The organism is Paraburkholderia sp. BR10141 (assembly GCF_056155635.1).
Genome location: NZ_JBMIQH010000049.1, coordinates 1 through 19,252, shown reverse-complemented (window position 1 = coordinate 19,252; position 19,252 = coordinate 1). Strand labels below are relative to the sequence as shown.

The following is a 19,252-nucleotide window of genomic DNA, read 5'->3' as shown; positions in this document are numbered from 1 at the left end:
GGAGTTGTATAGACAGGCGCGCCAGGCTAGACTTCGGCCACTTTTGCGACTTGTATAGACAGGATTCGACCATGCTTCCGACCCTTCGCCTCACGCCCGGACATCTGACCCTGCCTCAACTGCGCCAGATCGCGCGCGAGGCCGTGCGGCTCGAGCTCGATCCGGCCAGCTTCGCGGCCATCGACGCAGGCGCACGCGCCGTTGCCGAGATCACGGCGAAGGGCGAGCCCGCCTATGGCATCAATACGGGCTTCGGGCGTCTGGCGAGCACGCATATCCCGAGCGACCAGCTCGAACTGCTGCAACGCAATCTGGTGCTCTCGCACGCCGTGGGCGTGGGCGAGCCGATGTCGCGCCCGGTCGTGCGTCTGCTCATGGCGCTGAAGCTGTCGAGCCTGGGCCGGGGCTATTCGGGCATCCGCCGCGAAGTGATGGACGCGCTCATCACGCTGTTCAACGCCGACGTGCTGCCGCTCATTCCCGTGAAGGGCTCGGTGGGCGCCTCGGGCGACCTCGCGCCGCTCGCGCATATGTCGGCGGTGCTGCTCGGCATCGGCGAAGTGTTCATCCGCGGCGAGCGCGCCAGCGCCGAAGCCGGTCTCGCGGCTGCGGGCCTCAAGCCGCTCGCGCTGCAGGCCAAGGAAGGTCTCGCGCTGCTCAACGGCACGCAGGCTTCGGCCGCGCTCGCGATCTACAACATGTTCGCGATCGAGGACCTGTACCGCACGGCGCTCGTCTCGGGCGCGCTCTGCGTGGACGCGGCGGCAGGTTCGGTGAAGCCGTTCGACGCGCGCATTCACGAACTGCGCGGCCATCGCGGCCAGATCGAGGCGGCCGCGGCCTATCGCACGCTGCTCGAAGGCTCGGCGATCAACCTCTCGCACCGCGACTGCGGCAAGGTCCAGGACCCGTACTCGCTGCGCTGCCAGCCGCAGGTGATGGGCGCGTGTCTCGACCAGATGCGTCACGCAGCGCAGGTGCTGCTCATCGAAGCGAACGCGGTGTCGGACAATCCGCTGATCTTCCCGGAAACGAACGAAGTGCTTTCGGGCGGCAACTTCCACGCGGAGCCGGTGGCCTTCGCCGCCGACAATCTCGCGCTGGCCGCGGCCGAAATCGGCGCGCTGGCCGAGCGCCGCATCGCGCTGCTCATCGACGCCACGCTTTCGGGCCTGCCGCCTTTCCTCGTGAAGGACGGCGGGGTGAACTCGGGCTTCATGATCGCGCACGTCACGGCGGCCGCACTGGCGTCGGAAAACAAGACGCTCGCGCATCCGGCTTCGGTCGATTCGCTGCCGACCTCGGCAAACCAGGAAGACCACGTGTCGATGGCGACGTTCGCCGCGCGCAAGCTCGCCGACATCGCCGACAACACGGCCAACATCCTCGCGATCGAACTGCTCGCCGCGGCCCAGGGCGTGGACCTGCGCGCGCCGCACCACACGAGCCCGGCGCTCGCGCACGTGATGCAGTCGGTGCGCGCCGAGGTGCCGCATTACGACCTCGACCGCTATTTCGCGCCGGATATCGAAGCGATTGCGCGTCTCGTGCAGAACGGTGCCATCGCTTCGCACAGCCCGTTGGCATTCGAATCCGAGGCGCAGTAAAGCGCAAGCACGCGCGATCACGCACAAGCAGACGCCAAGCCAAAGCACGGGCCAACGCGATGAACGCTCCCGCATACCAGGGCATCAAGGACTTCGTCCTCGCGCGCATTCACGCCGGTGAGTGGAGCGAGGGCGACCAGGTGCCTTCGGAGAACGAACTGGCGCGCGAGTTCAAGGTCGCGCGCATGACCGTGAACCGGGCGTTGCGCGAACTCACCGCGGAACAGGTGCTCACGCGCGTGCAGGGCGCGGGCACCTTCGTCGCGCGGCCGAAGTACGAATCGACGCTCGTCGCCATTCGCAGCATCTCCGACGAAATCCTCGCGCGCGGGCACCGCTACCGCGCCGAGGTGCTCGAGATCGGCGTGCATCGCGCCGACGAGGCGCTCGCCGTCGAAATGGGGCTCGCCGCGAACGATCAGGTGTTCAACTCGCGGGTGCTTCACTTCGAAAACGACGAGCCCGTGCAGCTAGAAGAGCGCTGGGTCAATCCCGCCGTCGCGCCCGATTACGCGGCGCAGGACTTCACGCACATTACGCCGAACCAGTACCTCGTGCATGTCGCGCCGCTGCAGGGCGTGGAGTATCGCATCGAGGCGCTCGCCCCCGAGGCGCAGACGCGCGCGCACCTCGCCATGGGGGAGGCCGAGCCGTGCCTCGTATTGCACCGGCGCACCCGCTCGCGTGGGCTCGTCGCCTCGGTCGCCAATCTCTGGCATCCGGGCAGCCGTTACCGCTTCACGGGCCATTTCTAAGCCCTGCCAAGGTCCGGCCGCGCCGCTCGCCGTCATTTCCTCAGTCATTTCCCCGTGCACGGCCGACAGTCGTCGGCATGTGCCTTGCTCCCTTTACCGTTAGCTGACCCTATTGCTAACGACAGCGCGCGTACGGGGCAGACGGCCCGCGAAAGCGCGCGTGGTGCGCCGCAGCCTTTATCATTGGCAGATGACGCGAACGAAGGAGGAGCTCCGCAATGGACGATGCCAACGCCACGCTCATGCCGATGTGGCGTGCCAATCTGGCGCTGCTCACGCGCGAGGTCGGGTCGGCCACCCGGCTCGCGCGCATGATGACGTTTTCCGCGAGCTACATGAAGCTGATCGTGTCGGGCCAGCGCGACTTCAGCGCGGAGTTCGTGCGCGGGGTGGAAGCCGTCACGGGTCTGCCAGAAGGCTGGATGGACGTGAAGCACGACAGCGCCGAGGTGCCCGACGAGACGCGCGAAGCGATCGCGAGCGAGACGCCACGCGCGCGCTTTCGCGGCACCGCGCATCCGGTGCGCAAGGCGCCCGTGTTGCGCGTGGAGCCGATCTTCGGCCAGGGCGCGAAGCGCGAGGAAGCGACGGCGACGCCCGAGGCGCACCGGCGTCTCGCGGGCACGCGCAAGATCCGCGATCTCGCCGCGCAGGACGTGCGCAAGCTCGAGCGCTACCTGAGCGTGCCGCCGGTCGAGCCGGCGGTGCTGCGCTCGCGTATCGAAGACGTGATCAACTACGCCGACCCCGACGAGCGCGTGCGTGCCGACCTCGAAGGCCGCCTCGAGCAGATCGAGAAGCATCGCGAAATGCTATTGCGGCATGTCTCGCGCCTCTACGCGTTGCTTTCGCGGCTGGGCGACGATTGATCGACTGATTCGTTGCCCGAAGCATGGTCGGAAGATCACCGCTCCTGAACGCGCAGTTCCGCGAGGATCTGGTCGGCGAGAAAGTCGCACGGCGGACGGTTCGAGCGTGCGCTGCGCGCGAGCACCACTTCCAGTTCGGGCAGTGCCGGCAAGCCATGCTGGCGGCCGAGCGTGACGAACGTCTCGGGCACCGCGCAGCGCGCGAGCGGCGCGATGGCGAGACCCGCCGCCACCATGCTGCACAGGCCCATCAGGCTCGGGCTTTCATACGATGTGCGATAGGCGATCTTCGCGCGCTCCAGCGCCTGGATCGCGTTCGTGTGCGCGACGCTGCCGCCGCCGAAGAGGGCGACCGGCAGCGGCCGCTCGCGCCAGATCTCGCGTCCGCTCGCCGCGCTCACCGCCGCGGGGGGCGCGGCCCATACCATCGGCTCGAAGCGGATGAACTCGCCCGCGAGGCCGCGCGTACGCGTGATGCAGGCCAGGTCGATCTTGTTGTCCTTCAGGAGCGGCAGGAGCGCGCTGCTCGGCAGCCCGATTACCTGGATCTCCACCTTCGGCCAGTTCGCCGAGAACTTGCGCAGGACCGGCGGCATGAGCGAGGACGCGTAGTCGTCGGGCACGCCGATCGACACGCGCCCCGTCACCTCCGGGCGCGCGAGCGAGGCCCACGCTTCGTCGCGCAACGCGAGCATGCGCCGCGCGTAGGCGATGAGCGTCTGGCCGTCGGGCGTGGGCGTGACGCTGCGCGGTGCACGGATAAAGAGCGGCTTGCCGATGGATTCCTCGAGCGCGCGGATCTGCATGCTGAGCGCCGCCTGCGAGCGGTGCACGAGCGCGGCGCCGCGCACGAAGCTGCCGGCATCGGCGACGGCCACCACCATGGCCAGCACGTCGAGGTCGAGGGTCTTCATTGGTATAAGAAAAATTGATCGAAGGCTTCAATATAACGCGTTTGTCTGAACGCGGGGACGCGCCGATACTGGGGCCGTACCGACCCTTCGCGTTGTTCTTCGCATCGTCCCTCGCTTTCCGGAGAAGCCCATGTTGATGTCGCCGCCCGTCGATTTGACCTACGAACGATTCCAGCAACTGCAGATGCGGCTCGACATGTCGCGCGGCAAGCCTTCGCCCGAACAGCTCGACCTCTCGCAGGCGCTCATCGACGAAGCCGCACAGGCGGGCTATCTCGCGCGCGATGGCTTCGATTGTCGCAACTACGGCCTGGCGAGCGGCTTGCCCGAGGCGCGCGAACTGGGCGCCGGGCTGCTCGGCGTGCCGGCCGCCCAGGTGATCGCGGCGGGTAATTCGAGCCTCGAACTGATGCACGACGCGCTGACTTTCGCGCTGCTGCACGGCGTGCCGGCGGGCGAGGGCGCAGAGGTGGGCGCGCCATGGCGAGCGCAGGGCGAGATCGCATTCCTGTGCCCGGTGCCGGGCTACGACCGCCACTTCGCGATCTGCGAGGCGCTGGGCGTGCGCATGATCGCCGTGCCGATGCACGAGGACGGCCCCGACATGGACCGCGTGGAAGCGCTCGTGCGCGACGATGCGTCGATCAAGGGCATGTGGTGCGTGCCGCTCTACAGCAACCCGACGGGCGCGATCTGGTCCGACGAGGTGATCCGGCGCCTGGCCGCCATGCCCGCCGCGCCCGATTTCCGGCTCTTCTGGGACGACGCCTACCGCTTTCACCACCTGAGCGACGAAGCGCACGCGACGCTCGACGTATTCGAAGCCTGCGCGGCGGCGGGCCACGCAGACCGCGCGCTGATGTTCGCGTCGCTCTCGAAGGTGACCTTCGGCGGCGGGGCGTTCGCGTGGCTCGCCGCTGCGCCGCGTAACGTGGCCTGGTGGCAGAAGCACTCAGCCGTGCGCACGATCGGGCCGGACAAGCTCAACCAGCTGCGCCACGTGCGCTTCCTGCGCGACCGCGCGACGCTCACCGGGTTGATGGCGCGCCATCGGGCACTGCTCAATCCGAAGTTCGATGCGGTCGACGCGGTGTTCCGCGCGCGCCTTGCCGGCGTACCCGGCGTGAGCTGGAACGTGCCGCGCGGCGGCTATTTCATCAGCCTTTATGCGCCCGAGGGTTGCGCGCGCCGCACGGTCGAACTCGCGGCGGCGGCGGGACTCGTCCTCACGCCCGCGGGCGCGGCGTTTCCGTATGGCGTCGATCCGCACGACAGTCATCTGCGGATTGCGCCGTCGTTTCCGGCGCTCGACGAGGTGCGCCTTGCCGCCGAGGGCATCGCGCTGTCGCTTCTGCGCGCCATCGAGGAACGGCGGCGATAGCGGCCGGGGCCGCTCCGGCGACGCTCGCGGCGATGTGTTACAACGGCAGACGTAGCCTACGAACGTAGTCAACGAACGTGCCAACTTCACGCGAGGTTGCCGTGCAAGGTCTCGCCGTTTCATTGCAACGCGCGCTCGCCCAACGCGAGCGCGAGGGCCGCGCCGATAGCGGCCGTGCGCCCACGGCGCGCCCGCTCGGGGCGGGCGCCGGCTGGTCGGTCGACGACGTCGTCTGCACGCTCGGTCCCGGCGACCGGCCTTACGAGGAGCGCCACACGAGCGCGTGCCTCGCCGTCGTGGCGGCGGGCGTATTCGGCTACCGCAGCGGCAACGCGCGCGCGCTGATGACACCCGGCGCGCTCATGCTCGGGGAAACCGGCGCCTGCTTCGAATGCGGCCACCGTCATGCGGCGGGCGACCGCTGCCTCTCGTTCCACTACGACCCTGGCTGGCTCGACGAGCAGGCCGCAGCCGCGGGCCTCGCGCCCGGCGCGCGCCGCTGGCGGGCCGCGCGGGTGCCGCCGGTGCGCGCGCTCGCGCCGCTCGTGGCGCACGCTTGCGCCGACGCGCTCGCGCAAGAGCGGGACCATGCGACCGGGGTGGTCGCCTGGAGTGAAATTGCACTGGAACTCGCGCTCGCGACCTTGCGCGTGGTCGCGAGCGGCAAGGACGCGGCGACGCCTGCCACGCCGGGCGCTGCGGCGGCGGCACGTGTGGTTGCGACGCTGCGGCTGATCGACGAAACGCCCGACGATGCGCATACGCTCGCCAGCCTCGCGAGCGCGGCGGGCGTGAGCGAGTTCTATTTTCTGCGCACCTTCTCGGCGGTGGCCGGCGTGACGCCGCATCAATACCTGCTGCGCGCGCGATTGCGCGCCGCCGCCCTGCGTCTTGCCGCCGACGACGAAGCGAAGATCGTCGACGTTGCGCTCGCGAGCGGCTTCAACGATCTGTCGAACTTCAACGCGGCGTTTCGCGCGGAGTTCGGCGCGAGTCCCCGAGCATGGCGTGTCGCGCAGCGCGAGCGCACTCTCACGCAGACCTCATGGCCGAACGCCGCGCAAGACGCGGCGCGCGCCTGAGACGCCCATGACGCGAGGCGAGGGGCTCAGGCGCGCCGCCCGGTGCGTTGCGTCGTGCCTAGCGTTGACGTTGGCAGTTGTGAGCGGCCATGCCCGCGCCCAGGCGAGCGACCGCAGCCCCGACAGCACGGCACGCGTCGAGACCGCCGATCGCGCTGCGCAAACCGACGTGCCGCCATACACGCTCGAGCGCGACGTGCATCTGTTCGTCGTGCAGCAGGACGGCTCGGTCGTCGAGGACGACGAAACCGTGCTGCGCGCCAACACCACCGCCGGCGTGGACGAGATCGCCCAGCGCTACGTCTGGTTCAATAAGGATATCGAAACGATTACCCAGCTGTCGGCCGAAACCATCGATCCGGACGGCACCGCGCACGCGGTCGGCGCAAGCGGCATTCGCGACGTGCAGGAGCCGCGCTCGGCGGGCGCGCCCACGTTCGAGGACGGCGTGCTGCGCACGGTGATCTTTCCGGGCGTCCAGGTCGGGTCGCGCGTGCATCTGCATTTCGCCAAGCGCCGCGCGAAGGCGCTCGACGCGGGCTCGTTCTCGTACTTCGTCGAGCCGACGGGCGAACCGGTCGAGTTTCAGCGCCTCATCTTCGATTTGCCCGCCAGCGTGCCGCTCCACGCCGACGCGCGTGGCTACGCGGCGCTCGCCCCCGAGACGGCGAACGGCCGCACCCGCTACGCGTTCGACTACCGGCACGGCCCCTATCCGCCGCTCGAAGCTGGGGCGGTCGCCTACGTGAACTGGGGCGACCGGCTGATGGTCTCGACAATGCCCGACTTCGCCGCGTTCGCCGCGCGCTATCGCGAAGCCGCCGCCGATCCCACCGGGACCGATCCGGCCATCGCGTCGCTTGCGCAGGCGCTCACGGCGGGCGTGAGCGACCCGCGCGAGAAGGCGCGCCGCATTTACGACTGGATGCGCTTCAATATCCGCTATGTCGCGCTCTTTCTTGGCGAGACCGCGGCCGTGCCGCATCGCGCGACCGACATCCTGCACAACCGCTACGGCGACTGCAAGGACCACGTCGCACTCTTCAGCGCGTTGCTCGCGGCGGTGGGCATACGCGCCGAGCCCGTGCTGCTCGATCTCGGCCCCGTCTATACGCTGCCCGACGTGCCGGGCTATGGCGCGCACGCGATCAACCATGCGATTGCGTGGCTGCCCGACCTCGGCGTGTATGCGGACACCTCTTCGGGCGGCTATGCGTTCGGCTACCTGCCGCCGGGCGCGATGGACCGGCCCGTGCTGCTCGTCGACGACGGCGTGCTTTCGCGTACGCCCGCGACCGGGCGGCGCGAGCGCACGGCGCGCCTGTCGCTCGAGGTGGGGGCGACCGGCGACGCCGCCTACAGCTACTACGTGGAAGACGAAGGCGCGGGCGCGGAGCCCGAGCGCAACTCGTTTCGCCGCGCCACGCACGCGCAGGCGCAGCAACTCGCGGCACAGCGCCTGCGGCTCACCGGACTCGCCGGCACCGCGCACGTCAGCACGGCCCCGACCGAGGCAACCGACGGACCGTTTTCGGTGACGATGGAAGGCACACTCGATCATGTGGTCTGGCGCGACGGCACGACGGCAATCCCCGCCACGAGCAGCTTCACGGGTGGCATTGCCACGCAGATCGACAGCTGGCTCGCGCAGCCGCGCCGCACGCAGCCCTGGGCGTGCATCGGCGGTGAATTTTCGGAGAGCGCGCAGATCGTGCTGCCCGCGTTCGCGAGCGTGACCGACGTGCCGCAAGACACGCAAGCGAGCGACGCGTTTCTCGACTACACGTCGCATTACGTGTTCGACGCGCGCTCGCGCACGCTGCAGATCGAGCGGCGGCTAGCGGCGCGTTTTGGTCACCAGATGTGCACGGCCGACGAATTCGCGCAGATGCGCGACGCGCTCTTGCGCATCGAGCGCGACACGCACGCGCAGATCGTCGTGCGGGCGGCGAGCGCGCCGCAGCAACCGTGAGCGGCGCTCAGCCGCCGCGCGTCGTCACGGGCACCCACACGCCTTTCTTCACCTGCCAGAGCGTGGAGGCGCCGTTCTTGAGCGAGCCGTCCGGCTCGAAGGCAATGCGGCCCGTCACGCCGTCGAAGGCGAGCGTCTTGAGCGCGCTGCGGTAGACCTCGGGTTGCGCCGATTTCGCGTTGACCATCGCGTGGATCGCGGCCCACGCCGCGTCGTAGCCGAACGGCGCGTAGGCGAGCACGTTGGCGCCGAAGCGGGCTTTGAAAGCCTGCTCGAAACGCGGGCCCTCCGGCAGTTGCGCGAGCGGGCGGCCGTACTCCCAGGCCATCGCGCCTTCGGCTGCTGCGCCCGCGGCCTGGGTGAAGTCGGCGTTCGCCACGCCGCCGCCGCCCACGAACTGCGCGTTCATGCTGCGCGCCTTCATCTGCTTCGCGAGCGCCGCGCCCTGGTGCGCGAGGCCGCCGAAGTAGAGCAGATCGGCATCGGCGGCCTTGATTTTCGCGAGCTGCGGGCCGAAGTCGCTCGCGATGCTTTGCGCGAACTCGCGCGCGACCACGTTGCCGCCATGCTCGCGCACCGCGCGCTCGAACATGTCGGCTTCGCCCTGACCGAAGGCGGTGCGATCGTCGATGATGGCCACGCGTTTGGCCTTCATCACGTCCACGGCCCAGGCGCCTGCGATGCCGGCGTTCTGCGCGTCGTTTGCAATCACCATGAAGGTGTTCGCGAAGCCTTGCGACGTGATGACGGGATTGGTGGCCGCGGGGCTGATCATCGGGATGCCCGCGCTCTCGTAGATGCGCGAGGCCGGAATGGCCGAGCCCGAGTTGAAGTGGCCGACCACGGCGTTCACTCCCTGATTCGCCAGCGTCGCGGCGGCCTGCACGCCGAGGCGTGGGTCGCTGCGATCGTCGATGGGCACGAGTTCGAAGTGCGCCGCCTGCTCGCCGATCTTGAGGTTTTGCGCGTTCGCCTCGTCGAGGGCGAGCTGCACGCCGTTTTGCAGATCGCGGCCGTAGTCGGCGGAGTCGCCCGAGAGCGGCGAGACGAAGCCGATGCGCACGTCGAGCGGGCCGGCGGCCAGAGCGCTGCGGCTCGCGCCGAGCGTGCCGACGGTGGCCAGCGCGCCGATCAGGAGCCCAGCCGCAAGCCTGCGGCACGCCCGGTACGGCGTGGCGAATGCGCAGGCGCCAGCGGTTGCAGGCGCGGCAGCGGGACTCATGGTGACTCCTTGCGCGACAGCGGCGCGGTGTTCTTGTGTGCGTTTTGTCCGGGTACGCCGCGCCGCGCGCCGGCGTGGCGCGTAGACGGGGCGTCTCGTCTTCGGGTCTTGCGTCTTGCTGATTGCGACTGCGGCTTGCCGGAACGGGCTGTGCGACGGCTGCGCGCGTGGGTGGGGTGTCTCGTGGGGGTCTCAGCCAGCTCCCCATGTGCGCCGGCTGGGCGCGCGCCTTCGCGAGGCGGCGGATGGCGAGAAATATATCAGGCCGCCAGGTCAGCCGCTCACGCCGTGCCGCGCGCTCGGGCTACTCGCCCCTTTGCAGTTCGAAGAGCGCGTCGCGCAGGCGCACGAGCGGCGCCATGGTGTCGGCGCTCGCCCATGCTTCGAGGTCGTCGAGCGCGCGGTTGCAGCCGTCGAGCACCACGTCGAGATCGACGGGAATGCCATTGGCGAGCGCGAAGCGAATCGTCGCTTCGAAGCGTGCGCATTCGTCGTCGCCGTACGAGATGTCGAGCGTGTCGGCAACGGTCTGGGCGATGTCGCTGCGTTCGCGCTCGCTCTCGTCGACGAAGTCGATGATGCCGCGCGCGACGTCGGGTGCATGGTAAAGCGCGATGTCGAGCCACACGGCGGCGTCGAAACCGCTTTCGTGGCTGTGTTCCTCGAAGTATTCGATGGCTTCCTGCTCGTGGGTCTCGCCGGCGTCGACGGCAAGGCAAAGCTGCTCGAAATACTCTTCCTGCTCGCTACGGATTGAATCGGACATCGGTCATTCTCTAAAGACGGTGGGCGCCGCGGCCGTGCACTGTGTCTGGCCGCCGCGAGTCATGCGGACGGCATTATAGGCCGCGCGCGCACCGCTTCAGTTTAGGCGGCTTCCACCGCCCAGGCGTCGAACCATTCGCGCGGGCGTGCGATCTGGTCTTGCGCCGCGACGATCTCCAGCTCGTAACGGCCTGCGTCGTAAGTCGCCTTCACTACGGCGTTCACGGCCGCGAGCGTGTGTTCGAACGCGCGGCGCAGCGAGTCGCCGAGCATCAGGCGCGCGACGAACACCGCGCTCGTCACGTCGCCCACGCCCACCGGCTGGCGCGCGAACGGGTAGAGCGGGCGCTGGCCGAGCCATGCTTCATGCTCGGTCACGACGAGCATGTTGAAGCGGTCGGCAGGGCTGTTGCGGTCGAGCAGATGCTTCACGAGGACCAGCTTCGGGCCGCGGCGCAGCAGTTTGCGGCACGCGAGCACACCTTCTTCCGCGGTCTCGATCTCGCGGCCCACGAGTCGTTGCAGCTCGATGTGATTGGGGATCATCGCGTCGGCGACCTCGGGCATGTTGCGCACGAGGAACTCCTGAATGCCGGGCTCGACGCGGCAGCCGTTCTCGGCGTTGAGCGTGCCCATCACCGGGTCGCAAAAGTAGCGCGCCTGCGGGTTGGCGGCCTTGACGGCGCGCACCACGTCGATCACGGCCTGGGCCTGCTCGGGGGCGCCGAGGTAGCCAGAGAGCACCGCATCGCAGCGCGGCAGCACGCCGATCGCGCCGATGCCTTCGACGAGATCCACGACATCGTCCGAGCCGATGGCGGCGCCGGTCCAGTGGCCGTATTGCGTGTGATTCGAGAACTGCACCGTGTTGAGCGGCCAGACATTGACGCCCAGGCGGCGCATGGGAAACACCGCGGCGCTGTTGCCCGCGTGACCGAACACGACGTGCGACTGGATGCTCAAAACGTTTTTCATGGCCGGTCCAGATTTCGTTATCGCTTGCGGCGCTTCGAGCAGCGCGCCTTTGCGCAGGTGCAGCAACGATAACCGAATTCGCTGCGCCCAGTCGATGGATGCGTGGGCGCGGTTTTGCGCGCGCGCCCGCTGCCAGCGGCTGCAATGCGTCCGGGCGGGCGCTAGGCCACGACGTGTTGACCGGCCAGCTCGCGATAGAGCGCCATGTAGCGTTGCGCCGACGCGGCCCAGCCGAAGTCCTGCTGCATTGCACGCGAGCGCGTCTCGCGCCAGTCGCGGCTGCGCCCATAGAGCGCGAAGGCGCGGCGGATCGCGGCCGTGAGCGCGTCGGGCTCGAAGCGCTCGAACACGAAGCCGGTGGCGAGACCATCGGCGAGATTCTCCAGCGAGGCATCGACCACCGTATCGGCGAGTCCGCCCACACGGTGCACGAGCGGCAGCGCGCCATAAGCGAGCGCATAGAGCTGCGTGAGCCCGCACGGCTCGAAGCGCGAGGGGACCATCATCACGTCGGCGCCCGCGACGATCTCGTGCGCGAGCGTCTCGTCGAAGCCCAGCTCCACGGCCACCGATTCGGGATGCTGGTGCGCGGCGCGCGTATAGCCCTGTTCGAGGCTAGGGTCGCCGGTGCCGAGCACGACGAGCTGCCCGCCGCGGGCGACGATCTCGGGCAGCGCCGCGAGCAGCAGGTCGAGGCCCTTTTGCTCGGTGAGCCGGCTCACCACGCCGAACACCGGGGCGTCGTGCTTCTGCGCGAGCTTCATGCGCGTCTGCAGCGCCGCCTTGCAGCGCATCTTGCCGCTCTGGCGTGTGGCCGAATAGCGCGTGGCGATGGCCGCGTCGCTCGACGGATTCCAGACGGCGTAGTCCACGCCATTGAGAATGCCGACGAGGTCGTGCGTGCGGCCGCGCAGCAGCGCCTCGAGGCCGCCGCCCTGGGCGACCGTCTGAATCTCGCGTGCGTAGGTCGGGCTCACGGTCGTGATCTTGTCGGCGAAATAGAGGCCGGCTTTCAGAAACGAAAGCTGGCCGTAGAACTCCACGCCATGCATGTCGAAGAAGTCGCGCGGCAGGCCGAGCGTGTCGAACTGCTGGGCGGGGAAGATGCCCTGATACGCGAGATTGTGGATCGTGAAGATCGAGCGCGCGCCGCCGGGCGCCAAGCTCGCGCCGCGCTCGCGCGCCGCCGCGCGCAGGTAGGCCGGCGCGAGTCCCGCATGCCAGTCGTGCGCCTGCACGATCGCGGGCGCCCAGTCGGCATCGAGGTGCAGCGCGAGTTGCGCGGCGGTCCAGCCGAGCAGCGCGAAACGTTGCGCGTTGTCGCCGTAGGGCACGTGCTCGGCGTCGAGGTAGGGGTTGCCGGGGCGCGCGTAGAACGCATCGGCGCGGATCATGTAGACGGCCAGCTCGCTGCCGGGCAGACGCCCGAGTTCGAGCGTCGCCTCGGGCGCGCCGAACGTGCGCGTAAGGCGCGCGACGGGGCGCAGGTCCTCGAGGCCCGCCGCCACGGGCGCGAAGCCCGGCAGAAGCAGGCGGGCGTCGGCGCCTTGTTCGATCAGCGCGGCGGGCAGGGCGGCGGTAACGTCGGCGAGGCCGCCGGTCTTCAGGAGCGGATACAGCTCGCTGGCTACGTGCAGGACGCGAATGGTCATCGGGAGTCAGTCCTCTCGGTGCTCGGGTTGCTTGCGGGTTGTTTGCGGATTGGCGCGCCCGTGAGCGAAGCCGGTCTCGCGGATCGGCTTCGCGGGGCGCATGGACTAGCCAGGCAGTTTCGCCAGCGCCTCGCTCGTGACCAGCACGACGCCGCTCTCGGTGCGATAAAACCGCTCGGCGTCGCTCGCAGCGTCTTCGCCGATCACGGTGCCGTTGGGAACCGTGCAGCCGCGGTCCACGACGACCTTGCGCAGCCGGCAACTCGTGCCCACCGTCACCTGTGGCAACAAGACTGCCTCGGCAATGTTGCAGAACGACTGCACGACGACATTCGACGAGAGCACCGAGCGCGAGATCTGCGAACCCGAGATCACACTGCCGCCACACACGATCAGGTTGGTGCCCGAGCCCTGCAGGCCGTTGAGGTCGCGCACGAACTTGGCGGGCGGCAACTGTTCCTGGTAGGTCCAGATCGGCCAGTTGCGGTCGTAGAGATCGAGCGCGGGGATGGTCGAGGCGAGGTCGAGGTTGGCGGACCAGTAGGCGTCGACCGTGCCCACGTCGCGCCAGTAGGGTTCGGCGGCCGGGTCCGACGACACGCAGGACATGCTGAACGGATGTGCGATCGCATGGCCGTCGCTCACCACGCGCGGAATGATGTCCTTGCCGAAGTCGTGGTCGGTGGCCGAGCGCGCGATGTTCTCTTCGAGCAGTTTGACGAGATAGTTCGTGTCGAACACATAGATACCCATGCTCGCGAGCGCGATGTCGGGGCGGCCTGGCATGGCGGGCGGATCCTCGGGCTTTTCGACGAAGCCGGTCACGCGGCGCGACTCATCCACGGCCATCACGCCGAACGCGCGCGCTTCCATGCGCGGCACTTCGATGCAGCCCACCGTGCAGTCGGCGCCGCTTGCGGCATGGTCGGCGATCATGCGCGTGTAGTCCATCTTGTAGATGTGGTCGCCGGCCAGCACCACCACGTATTTCGGTCTGATCGAGCGGATGATGTCGATGTTCTGGTAGACGGCGTCGGCGGTGCCCCGATACCAGTGCGCGCCTTCTACGCGCTGCTGCGCGGGCCACAGGTCGAGGAACTCGTTGAATTCGCCGCGCAGGAAGCCCCACCCGCGTTGCAGATGGCGCAGGAGCGAGTGCGCCTTGTACTGCGTGACGACCGCAATGCGGCGGATGCCCGAATTCAGGCAGTTCGAGAGGGCGAAATCGATGATGCGGTACTTGCCGCCGAAGTACACGGCCGGCTTCACGCGCTTGTTGGTGAGCGGCCCCAGGCGCGTGCCGCGGCCGCCAGCGAGCACGATGGCGAGGGTGGTGCGTTGCAGATCGTTGAGGCTTGCCGGGGTTTCCATGGTCGTCTCCTTGTTGTGCCCCCCGGTACGGCCGCCGCGGCCCGCCTCGTCGTGCCCGGGCCGGTGCGGTCCTTCTTTCGCGTGCTTGTCGCGTCCCTGATGCGGCGCGTCTCGCGGTGCAACACGCGTGCGTCTCTCGCGTCGCGGACGTCTCGTGCGTCCTGTATTGACTGTTCTAGCACTGAATGCAGCGTAGCGCGAATTGCCGGTGCCCGGTGCCGGAGATGCGCGCCGCAGTCGTGCGAGGCGCTGATGAGCAGCAAACCGCATGCCCTACAGACGCGCTGGACGAGAAAGCCGGCATGAGCGGGGCGGGGCCGCTAGAATCGCTGGCTGTACCGGCGCCATCTCGCCGTCCTGTTCTTCTGTCCGACCTTTCGCCCGATCTCCCGTCGATGAGAGCCATCCTGAACCACACGCTTGCCCGCTTTGCTGCCTTCGCTCCCTTCGTTGCCGCGCTGAGTGCGGCCGCGCTCTGTCACGTCGCCCTCGCTGCCGACCCTGGGGCGAGCGATGCCGCGCCGTCGTCGGCGTCGTCACCGCAAGCCGCGATCGAGACGCCCGACGGCCCCGCGTATGGTGCCGAGCTGCAGGGCTTCGAGTATCCGCATCCCGTGCATGACTTTGCGTTCGTTTCGCAGGGGCAGACGCTGCACATGGCGTACATGGACGTGCAGCCCGCGAAACCGAACGGACGCACCGTGGTCCTGCTGCACGGCAAGAACTTTTGCTCGGCGACGTGGGACGCCACCATCCGCGAGTTGCACGCCACGGGCTACCGCGTGATCGCGCCGGACCAGATCGGCTTTTGCAAATCGAGCAAGCCCGCCTCGTATCAGTTCAGCTTTCAGCAGCTCGCGCGCAACACGCATGCGCTGCTCGCGGCGCTCGGCGTGCACGATGCGACGATCGTCGGCCATTCGACGGGCGGCATGCTGGCGGTGCGCTACGCGCTCATGTATCCGGGCGAAACGGAGCAGCTCGTGCTCGTGAACCCGATCGGGCTGGAAGACTGGAAGGCCAAGGGCGTGCCGTCGATTTCGGTCGACGACTGGTACGCGCGCGAGCTCAAGACGAGCGCTGACGGTATTCGCCGCTACGAGCAGGCCACCTATTACGCGGGCCAGTGGCGGCCGGCCTACGAGCCGTGGGTGCAGATGCTGGCGGGCATGTATCGCGGGCCGGGCAAGACGCAAGTGGCGTGGGACTCCGCGCTGCTTTACGACATGATCTACACGCAGCCGGTGATCTCTGAGTTCGGGCAGTTGCAGATGCCGACGCTCCTGCTCATCGGCGACAAGGACACGACCGCCATCGGCAAGGATCTCGCGCCGCCCGAGGTGCGTGCGCAGCTCGGGCACTATCCGGTGCTGGCCAAAGCCGCGCAGCGCGCCATTCCCCACGCGACGCTGGTGGAGTTCGCCGATCTCGGGCACGCGCCGCAGATGCAGGATCCGCGGGCGTTTCATGCCGCGCTGCTCAAAGGCCTCGACGCGTTGAACGCCTCGCACTAAGGGGGCGTTCGCACGCGGGCGCGGTTACCGTCCCGCGGCGGCTTCCTTCAATTCATCGCGCGCCTGCGCCGCCATCTCGAACGAACGCAGACGCGCCGCGTGGTCGTAGATCTGCGCGGTGACGATGAGCTCGTCCGCGCCGGTCTGCCCGATCACCGAGGCGAGGCCCGCGCGCACGGTTTCCTGGTCGCCCACCACGGAGCAGGCGAGCGAGTGCGACACGCCGGCGAGTTCGAACTCGTTTGCCGCGATCTGCTCGACCGGCGGCGGCAACTGCCCCGGCGTACCGCGCCGCAGATTCACGAACTGCTGTTGCAGCGAGGTGAAGAGAAAGCGCGCTTCTTCGTTGGTGGGCGCGCCGAACACGTTCACGCCGACCATCGCATGGGGTTTGGCGAGCACCGCCGACGGACGGAACTGCGAGCGGTACAGACGCAGTGCCGTGAGCAGATGGTCGGGCGCGAAGTGCGAGGCGAACGCGAACGGCAGACCCATGGCCGCCGCGAGCTGGGCGCCATAGAGGCTCGAGCCGAGGATATAGAGCGGCACGTTCAACCCAGCGCCGGGCACGGCGCGCACGCGCTGGCCTTCGACGGGCGCCGCGAAATAGCGCTGCAGTTCGGCCACGTCGTCGGGGAAGCTGTCGGCGCTGCCCTGCAGGTCGCGGCGCAACGCGCGCGCCGTGGTCTGGTCGGTGCCGGGCGCGCGCCCGAGGCCGAGGTCGATGCGGCCGGGGTAGAGCGCTTCGAGCGTGCCGAACTGCTCGGCAATCACGAGCGGCGCGTGGTTTGGCAGCATGATCCCGCCCGAGCCCACGCGGATGGTCTGCGTGCCGCCCGCCACGTAGCCGATCACCACTGAAGTCGCCGCGCTGGCGATACCCGTCATGTTGTGATGTTCGGCCAGCCAGAAGCGGTGGTAGCCGAGGCGCTCGGCGTGCCGGGCGAGATCGAGGGTGTTGTGCAGCGCGGCGCCGGCATGGGAGCCTGCCGGGATGGGCGAGAGGTCGAGTACGGAGAAGAGGGTCATGGGCTAGCGTGGGGCCTGTATGAGGGGCGCGACGCGCGTGCTGTGCGCCGGGTGCCCGACGCGAGGCCGCAAGGCAGTCGCAAGGTGCGGCCATTGTGCCAAACCACTTTCGTTCGTGCTGGCGGCCTTCGGGAACCCATGCAGGCGGCGTGGGTTCAGAAATGGCTGATTGCCTTTACGCCCAGTCAATTTGAATATTAACGAGAACTACTCCTGTTTCAATGCAAAAGCCGCGCTTTCAATTCAGAATTATTAAAGAACCATTTCTAGATGCTTACCGAATTTTTTCGGGTCGGAAAAGCGCTGGAAGGCAGCCGTTTAATCGCTGAAATAGTTACGCTTTTACAACTTTGGCAACGCATTTTCCCGCGTCCGTCGGAAGCAACTGACGGAGCTTGCTGATACAATTTTCGGCGTCGAATCGGGGATCGACCATGTCCAATGTTTCATACGATGGTTTATCTCCCTTCGTTGTTTGTTCAATTGCCTCGCATCCTGCAAACCGGCATCCATTGTCTGGTTTCCCGCTTCAAATACGTAATGCGGCTAAGATGCGCGGCTTATTTCTGGATTTTCAGGGCAGGGAAATGGTACGTGGTGAAACGCGAATTCCGGTCGGGGCACCGCAGGAGCTTCTCCCCTTGCGCGCAGCCCGCGGCGAGCGCGGCTTGGCCCACGTGACCCGGCAAGGCGGCGCGTCATGACGGTGGCGCAGGTTTTCGCCATCCCGGCGGCCTGGCCCGTGCTCGTCTGGGTCGTGGTCGTGCTGTGCGGCGTGGCCGCTTTCTACGGCCTCGTTGCCGCGCTGACGATGCCGCGCCTCGGTTCGGCCGCGCTCGTGCGCGAAGCCGCGCGTCGTGCGCGCCGGGCGCAACCGCAGCCTGTGAGCGTGCTCAAGCCCTTGTGCGGCGCCGAGCCACGCCTCTACGAGAATCTCGCGACCTTCTGCGAGCAGCGGCATCCGCGTTTTCAGTTGCTGTTCGGCGTGTCGTCGCCGGCGGACCCGGCCATTGCCGTGGTGCGCCGGTTGCAGGCGGCGTATCCCGGCCACGACATCGAACTCGTGATCGACCCGCGTGTGCACGGCAGTAATCTCAAGGTGAGCAACCTCATCAATCTGGCGGCGCGCGCGCGCTACGACGCGATCGTCGTGGCCGACAGCGATATCGCCGTCGAGCCCGACTATCTGGAGATCGTCACCGCGCCGCTCGCCGACCCGGACGTGGGCGTCGTGACCTGTCTCTACAGCGCCCGCAGCATCGGCGGTTTCTGGCCCCGCGTGGGTGCGCTCTTCATCAACGAGTGGTTCGCGCCTTCGGTGCGCGTGGCGCATTCCACGGGCTCGCGCGCGTTCGGTTTTGGCGCGACGCTCGCGCTTTCCCGTACGACGCTCGAGCGCATCGGCGGTTTCGCTGCGCTCAAGGACTGCCTCGCCGACGACTACCTGCTCGCCCGCTATGCGCGCGATCACGGCCTCGCCACGGTGCTGGCGCCAGTGGTGGTCGCCACCGACGTGATCGAGCCGACCTTCGGCTCGCTCTGGCTGCGCGAGACGCGCTGGCTGCGCACCATCCGCTCGGTGAATCCGGCGGGCTTCGCTTCGCTGTTCATCACGTTTCCCACGCCGTGGCTCGTGCTGGGCGCGCTGTTCTACGGCCTGCTCGCGGCCGGCGCGGGCATCGGCGCGTGCGCGACGACGCGCGCGGCGCTGGCCGGACTCGCCACGGCCACGATGGCGGGTATCATTGCGCGTTTGATACTGCACGCGCGAGCGAGCGGAAGCTGGCGAGGGTTCTGGCGCGATTTGCCGCTCGTGCCGCTGCGCGACGTGCTGCTGGCGCTGCAGTGGCTTTCCGCCGCGTTCGGCTCGCATGTGATCTGGCGCGGCGTGCGCGTGAGCGTCGCCAATCCCGAGGCCGCAGCGCCTTCCGCCATGGCCAGGCCCGCGAGCACGCGGCGGCCTGCCGTCGAAGGATCGGACGCTCGCTGAGGCGTCGCTTTGATACCGCGCTGTGGTAGCGCGCTTTTTTACCGAATTGTCACCTCAATCATCACCCGGCACAGTACGGGTACCCGGAGCACTCATCGCATGAAAACGCTGTTTCTGCAGGCCCCGTCGTATGACGGCTTCGACGGTGGCGCGG

16 protein-coding genes are annotated in these 19,252 nt (G+C 68.2%); 9 read left to right on the top strand and 7 right to left on the bottom strand.

Annotated features, from left to right (window positions below; all coding sequences use genetic code 11):
- Window positions 1–71 precede the first annotated feature (71 nt).
- From hutH to ACOJB8_RS37405, 3 genes are all read left to right on the top strand, one after another.
- Window positions 72–1,607 (top strand): histidine ammonia-lyase, encoded by a 1,536-nt coding sequence (gene hutH, locus ACOJB8_RS37415; protein WP_475017179.1) that lies wholly within the window; start codon window positions 72–74, stop codon window positions 1,605–1,607.
- A gap of 59 nt (window positions 1,608–1,666) precedes the next feature.
- Complete coding sequence (gene hutC / locus ACOJB8_RS37410) at window positions 1,667–2,362, top strand: histidine utilization repressor (protein ID WP_368616111.1); 696 nt, start codon at window positions 1,667–1,669, stop codon at window positions 2,360–2,362.
- Window positions 2,363–2,580: 218 nt separating this feature from the next.
- Entirely contained in the window at window positions 2,581–3,231 is a 651-nt protein-coding gene (locus tag ACOJB8_RS37405; RefSeq protein ID WP_069269347.1) for a hypothetical protein, read from the top strand.
- A gap of 35 nt (window positions 3,232–3,266) precedes the next feature.
- On the opposite strand, the gene ACOJB8_RS37400 is transcribed toward ACOJB8_RS37405, so the two are convergent.
- Window positions 3,267–4,145, bottom strand: a complete 879-nt coding sequence (locus tag ACOJB8_RS37400) for a LysR substrate-binding domain-containing protein (RefSeq protein WP_475017176.1) — start codon at window positions 4,143–4,145, stop codon at window positions 3,267–3,269.
- A 130-nt stretch (window positions 4,146–4,275) separates the two neighbouring features.
- Here ACOJB8_RS37400 and ACOJB8_RS37395 point away from each other — a divergent pair, with 130 nt between their 5' ends.
- From ACOJB8_RS37395 to ACOJB8_RS37385, 3 genes are all read left to right on the top strand, one after another.
- Window positions 4,276–5,526 (top strand): aspartate aminotransferase type Ic, encoded by a 1,251-nt coding sequence (locus tag ACOJB8_RS37395; protein WP_475017174.1) that lies wholly within the window; start codon window positions 4,276–4,278, stop codon window positions 5,524–5,526.
- A gap of 101 nt (window positions 5,527–5,627) precedes the next feature.
- Complete coding sequence (locus ACOJB8_RS37390; RefSeq protein WP_475017172.1) at window positions 5,628–6,608, top strand: helix-turn-helix domain-containing protein; 981 nt, start codon at window positions 5,628–5,630, stop codon at window positions 6,606–6,608.
- Between the two features lie 7 nt (window positions 6,609–6,615).
- Window positions 6,616–8,580 (top strand): DUF3857 domain-containing transglutaminase family protein, encoded by a 1,965-nt coding sequence (locus ACOJB8_RS37385; protein WP_475017170.1) that lies wholly within the window; start codon window positions 6,616–6,618, stop codon window positions 8,578–8,580.
- A 7-nt stretch (window positions 8,581–8,587) separates the two neighbouring features.
- Here the strand turns inward: ACOJB8_RS37385 and ACOJB8_RS37380 are convergent, their stop codons facing one another.
- The 5 genes from ACOJB8_RS37380 to glgC all read right to left on the bottom strand — a co-directional run bounded on the left by ACOJB8_RS37380 (window position 8,588) and on the right by glgC (window position 14,565).
- The gene (locus ACOJB8_RS37380; RefSeq protein WP_475017168.1) at window positions 8,588–9,802 is read right to left on the bottom strand and encodes a branched-chain amino acid ABC transporter substrate-binding protein; all 1,215 of its coding nucleotides are present in this window, start codon (window positions 9,800–9,802) and stop codon (window positions 8,588–8,590) included.
- A gap of 304 nt (window positions 9,803–10,106) precedes the next feature.
- The gene (locus tag ACOJB8_RS37375; protein WP_368730228.1) at window positions 10,107–10,568 is read right to left on the bottom strand and encodes a hypothetical protein; all 462 of its coding nucleotides are present in this window, start codon (window positions 10,566–10,568) and stop codon (window positions 10,107–10,109) included.
- A gap of 101 nt (window positions 10,569–10,669) precedes the next feature.
- A complete protein-coding gene (gene pdxY / locus ACOJB8_RS37370) occupies window positions 10,670–11,542 on the bottom strand; it encodes a pyridoxal kinase PdxY (RefSeq protein ID WP_475017166.1) in 873 nt (290 codons plus the stop codon).
- 161 nt (window positions 11,543–11,703) lie between these two features.
- Window positions 11,704–13,194, bottom strand: a complete 1,491-nt coding sequence (gene glgA, locus ACOJB8_RS37365; RefSeq protein WP_368607113.1) for a glycogen synthase GlgA — start codon at window positions 13,192–13,194, stop codon at window positions 11,704–11,706.
- Window positions 13,195–13,299: 105 nt separating this feature from the next.
- Complete coding sequence (gene glgC, locus ACOJB8_RS37360) at window positions 13,300–14,565, bottom strand: glucose-1-phosphate adenylyltransferase (RefSeq protein WP_069269342.1); 1,266 nt, start codon at window positions 14,563–14,565, stop codon at window positions 13,300–13,302.
- Between the two features lie 395 nt (window positions 14,566–14,960).
- Between glgC and ACOJB8_RS37355 the strand changes: the two genes are divergently transcribed.
- On the top strand, window positions 14,961–16,079 hold the full coding sequence (locus ACOJB8_RS37355; protein ID WP_475017164.1) for an alpha/beta fold hydrolase: 1,119 nt from the start codon (window positions 14,961–14,963) through the stop codon (window positions 16,077–16,079).
- Window positions 16,080–16,103: 24 nt separating this feature from the next.
- On the opposite strand, the gene ACOJB8_RS37350 is transcribed toward ACOJB8_RS37355, so the two are convergent.
- A complete protein-coding gene (locus tag ACOJB8_RS37350; protein WP_368616116.1) occupies window positions 16,104–17,108 on the bottom strand; it encodes an LLM class flavin-dependent oxidoreductase in 1,005 nt (334 codons plus the stop codon).
- A 434-nt stretch (window positions 17,109–17,542) separates the two neighbouring features.
- Between ACOJB8_RS37350 and ACOJB8_RS37345 the strand changes: the two genes are divergently transcribed.
- Entirely contained in the window at window positions 17,543–17,812 is a 270-nt protein-coding gene (locus tag ACOJB8_RS37345; RefSeq protein WP_342945566.1) for a hypothetical protein, read from the top strand.
- Complete coding sequence (hpnI, locus tag ACOJB8_RS37340; protein WP_069269339.1) at window positions 17,809–19,098, top strand: bacteriohopanetetrol glucosamine biosynthesis glycosyltransferase HpnI; 1,290 nt, start codon at window positions 17,809–17,811, stop codon at window positions 19,096–19,098. The genes ACOJB8_RS37345 and hpnI overlap by 4 nt, the downstream gene beginning before the upstream one ends.
- Window positions 19,099–19,252 lie beyond the last annotated feature (154 nt).

Coding starts and splice junctions, on each gene's coding strand:
- hutH (WP_475017179.1), top strand. CDS start 72: ATGCTTCCGACCCTTCGCCTCACGCCCGGACATCTGACCCTGCCTCAA.
- hutC (WP_368616111.1), top strand. CDS start 1,667: ATGAACGCTCCCGCATACCAGGGCATCAAGGACTTCGTCCTCGCGCGC.
- ACOJB8_RS37405 (WP_069269347.1), top strand. CDS start 2,581: ATGGACGATGCCAACGCCACGCTCATGCCGATGTGGCGTGCCAATCTG.
- ACOJB8_RS37400 (WP_475017176.1), bottom strand. CDS start 4,145: ATGAAGACCCTCGACCTCGACGTGCTGGCCATGGTGGTGGCCGTCGCC.
- ACOJB8_RS37395 (WP_475017174.1), top strand. CDS start 4,276: ATGTTGATGTCGCCGCCCGTCGATTTGACCTACGAACGATTCCAGCAA.
- ACOJB8_RS37385 (WP_475017170.1), top strand. CDS start 6,616: ATGACGCGAGGCGAGGGGCTCAGGCGCGCCGCCCGGTGCGTTGCGTCG.
- ACOJB8_RS37380 (WP_475017168.1), bottom strand. CDS start 9,802: ATGAGTCCCGCTGCCGCGCCTGCAACCGCTGGCGCCTGCGCATTCGCC.
- ACOJB8_RS37375 (WP_368730228.1), bottom strand. CDS start 10,568: ATGTCCGATTCAATCCGTAGCGAGCAGGAAGAGTATTTCGAGCAGCTT.
- pdxY (WP_475017166.1), bottom strand. CDS start 11,542: ATGAAAAACGTTTTGAGCATCCAGTCGCACGTCGTGTTCGGTCACGCG.
- glgA (WP_368607113.1), bottom strand. CDS start 13,194: ATGACCATTCGCGTCCTGCACGTAGCCAGCGAGCTGTATCCGCTCCTG.
- glgC (WP_069269342.1), bottom strand. CDS start 14,565: ATGGAAACCCCGGCAAGCCTCAACGATCTGCAACGCACCACCCTCGCC.
- ACOJB8_RS37355 (WP_475017164.1), top strand. CDS start 14,961: ATGAGAGCCATCCTGAACCACACGCTTGCCCGCTTTGCTGCCTTCGCT.
- ACOJB8_RS37350 (WP_368616116.1), bottom strand. CDS start 17,108: ATGACCCTCTTCTCCGTACTCGACCTCTCGCCCATCCCGGCAGGCTCC.
- ACOJB8_RS37345 (WP_342945566.1), top strand. CDS start 17,543: ATGTCCAATGTTTCATACGATGGTTTATCTCCCTTCGTTGTTTGTTCA.
- hpnI (WP_069269339.1), top strand. CDS start 17,809: ATGACGGTGGCGCAGGTTTTCGCCATCCCGGCGGCCTGGCCCGTGCTC.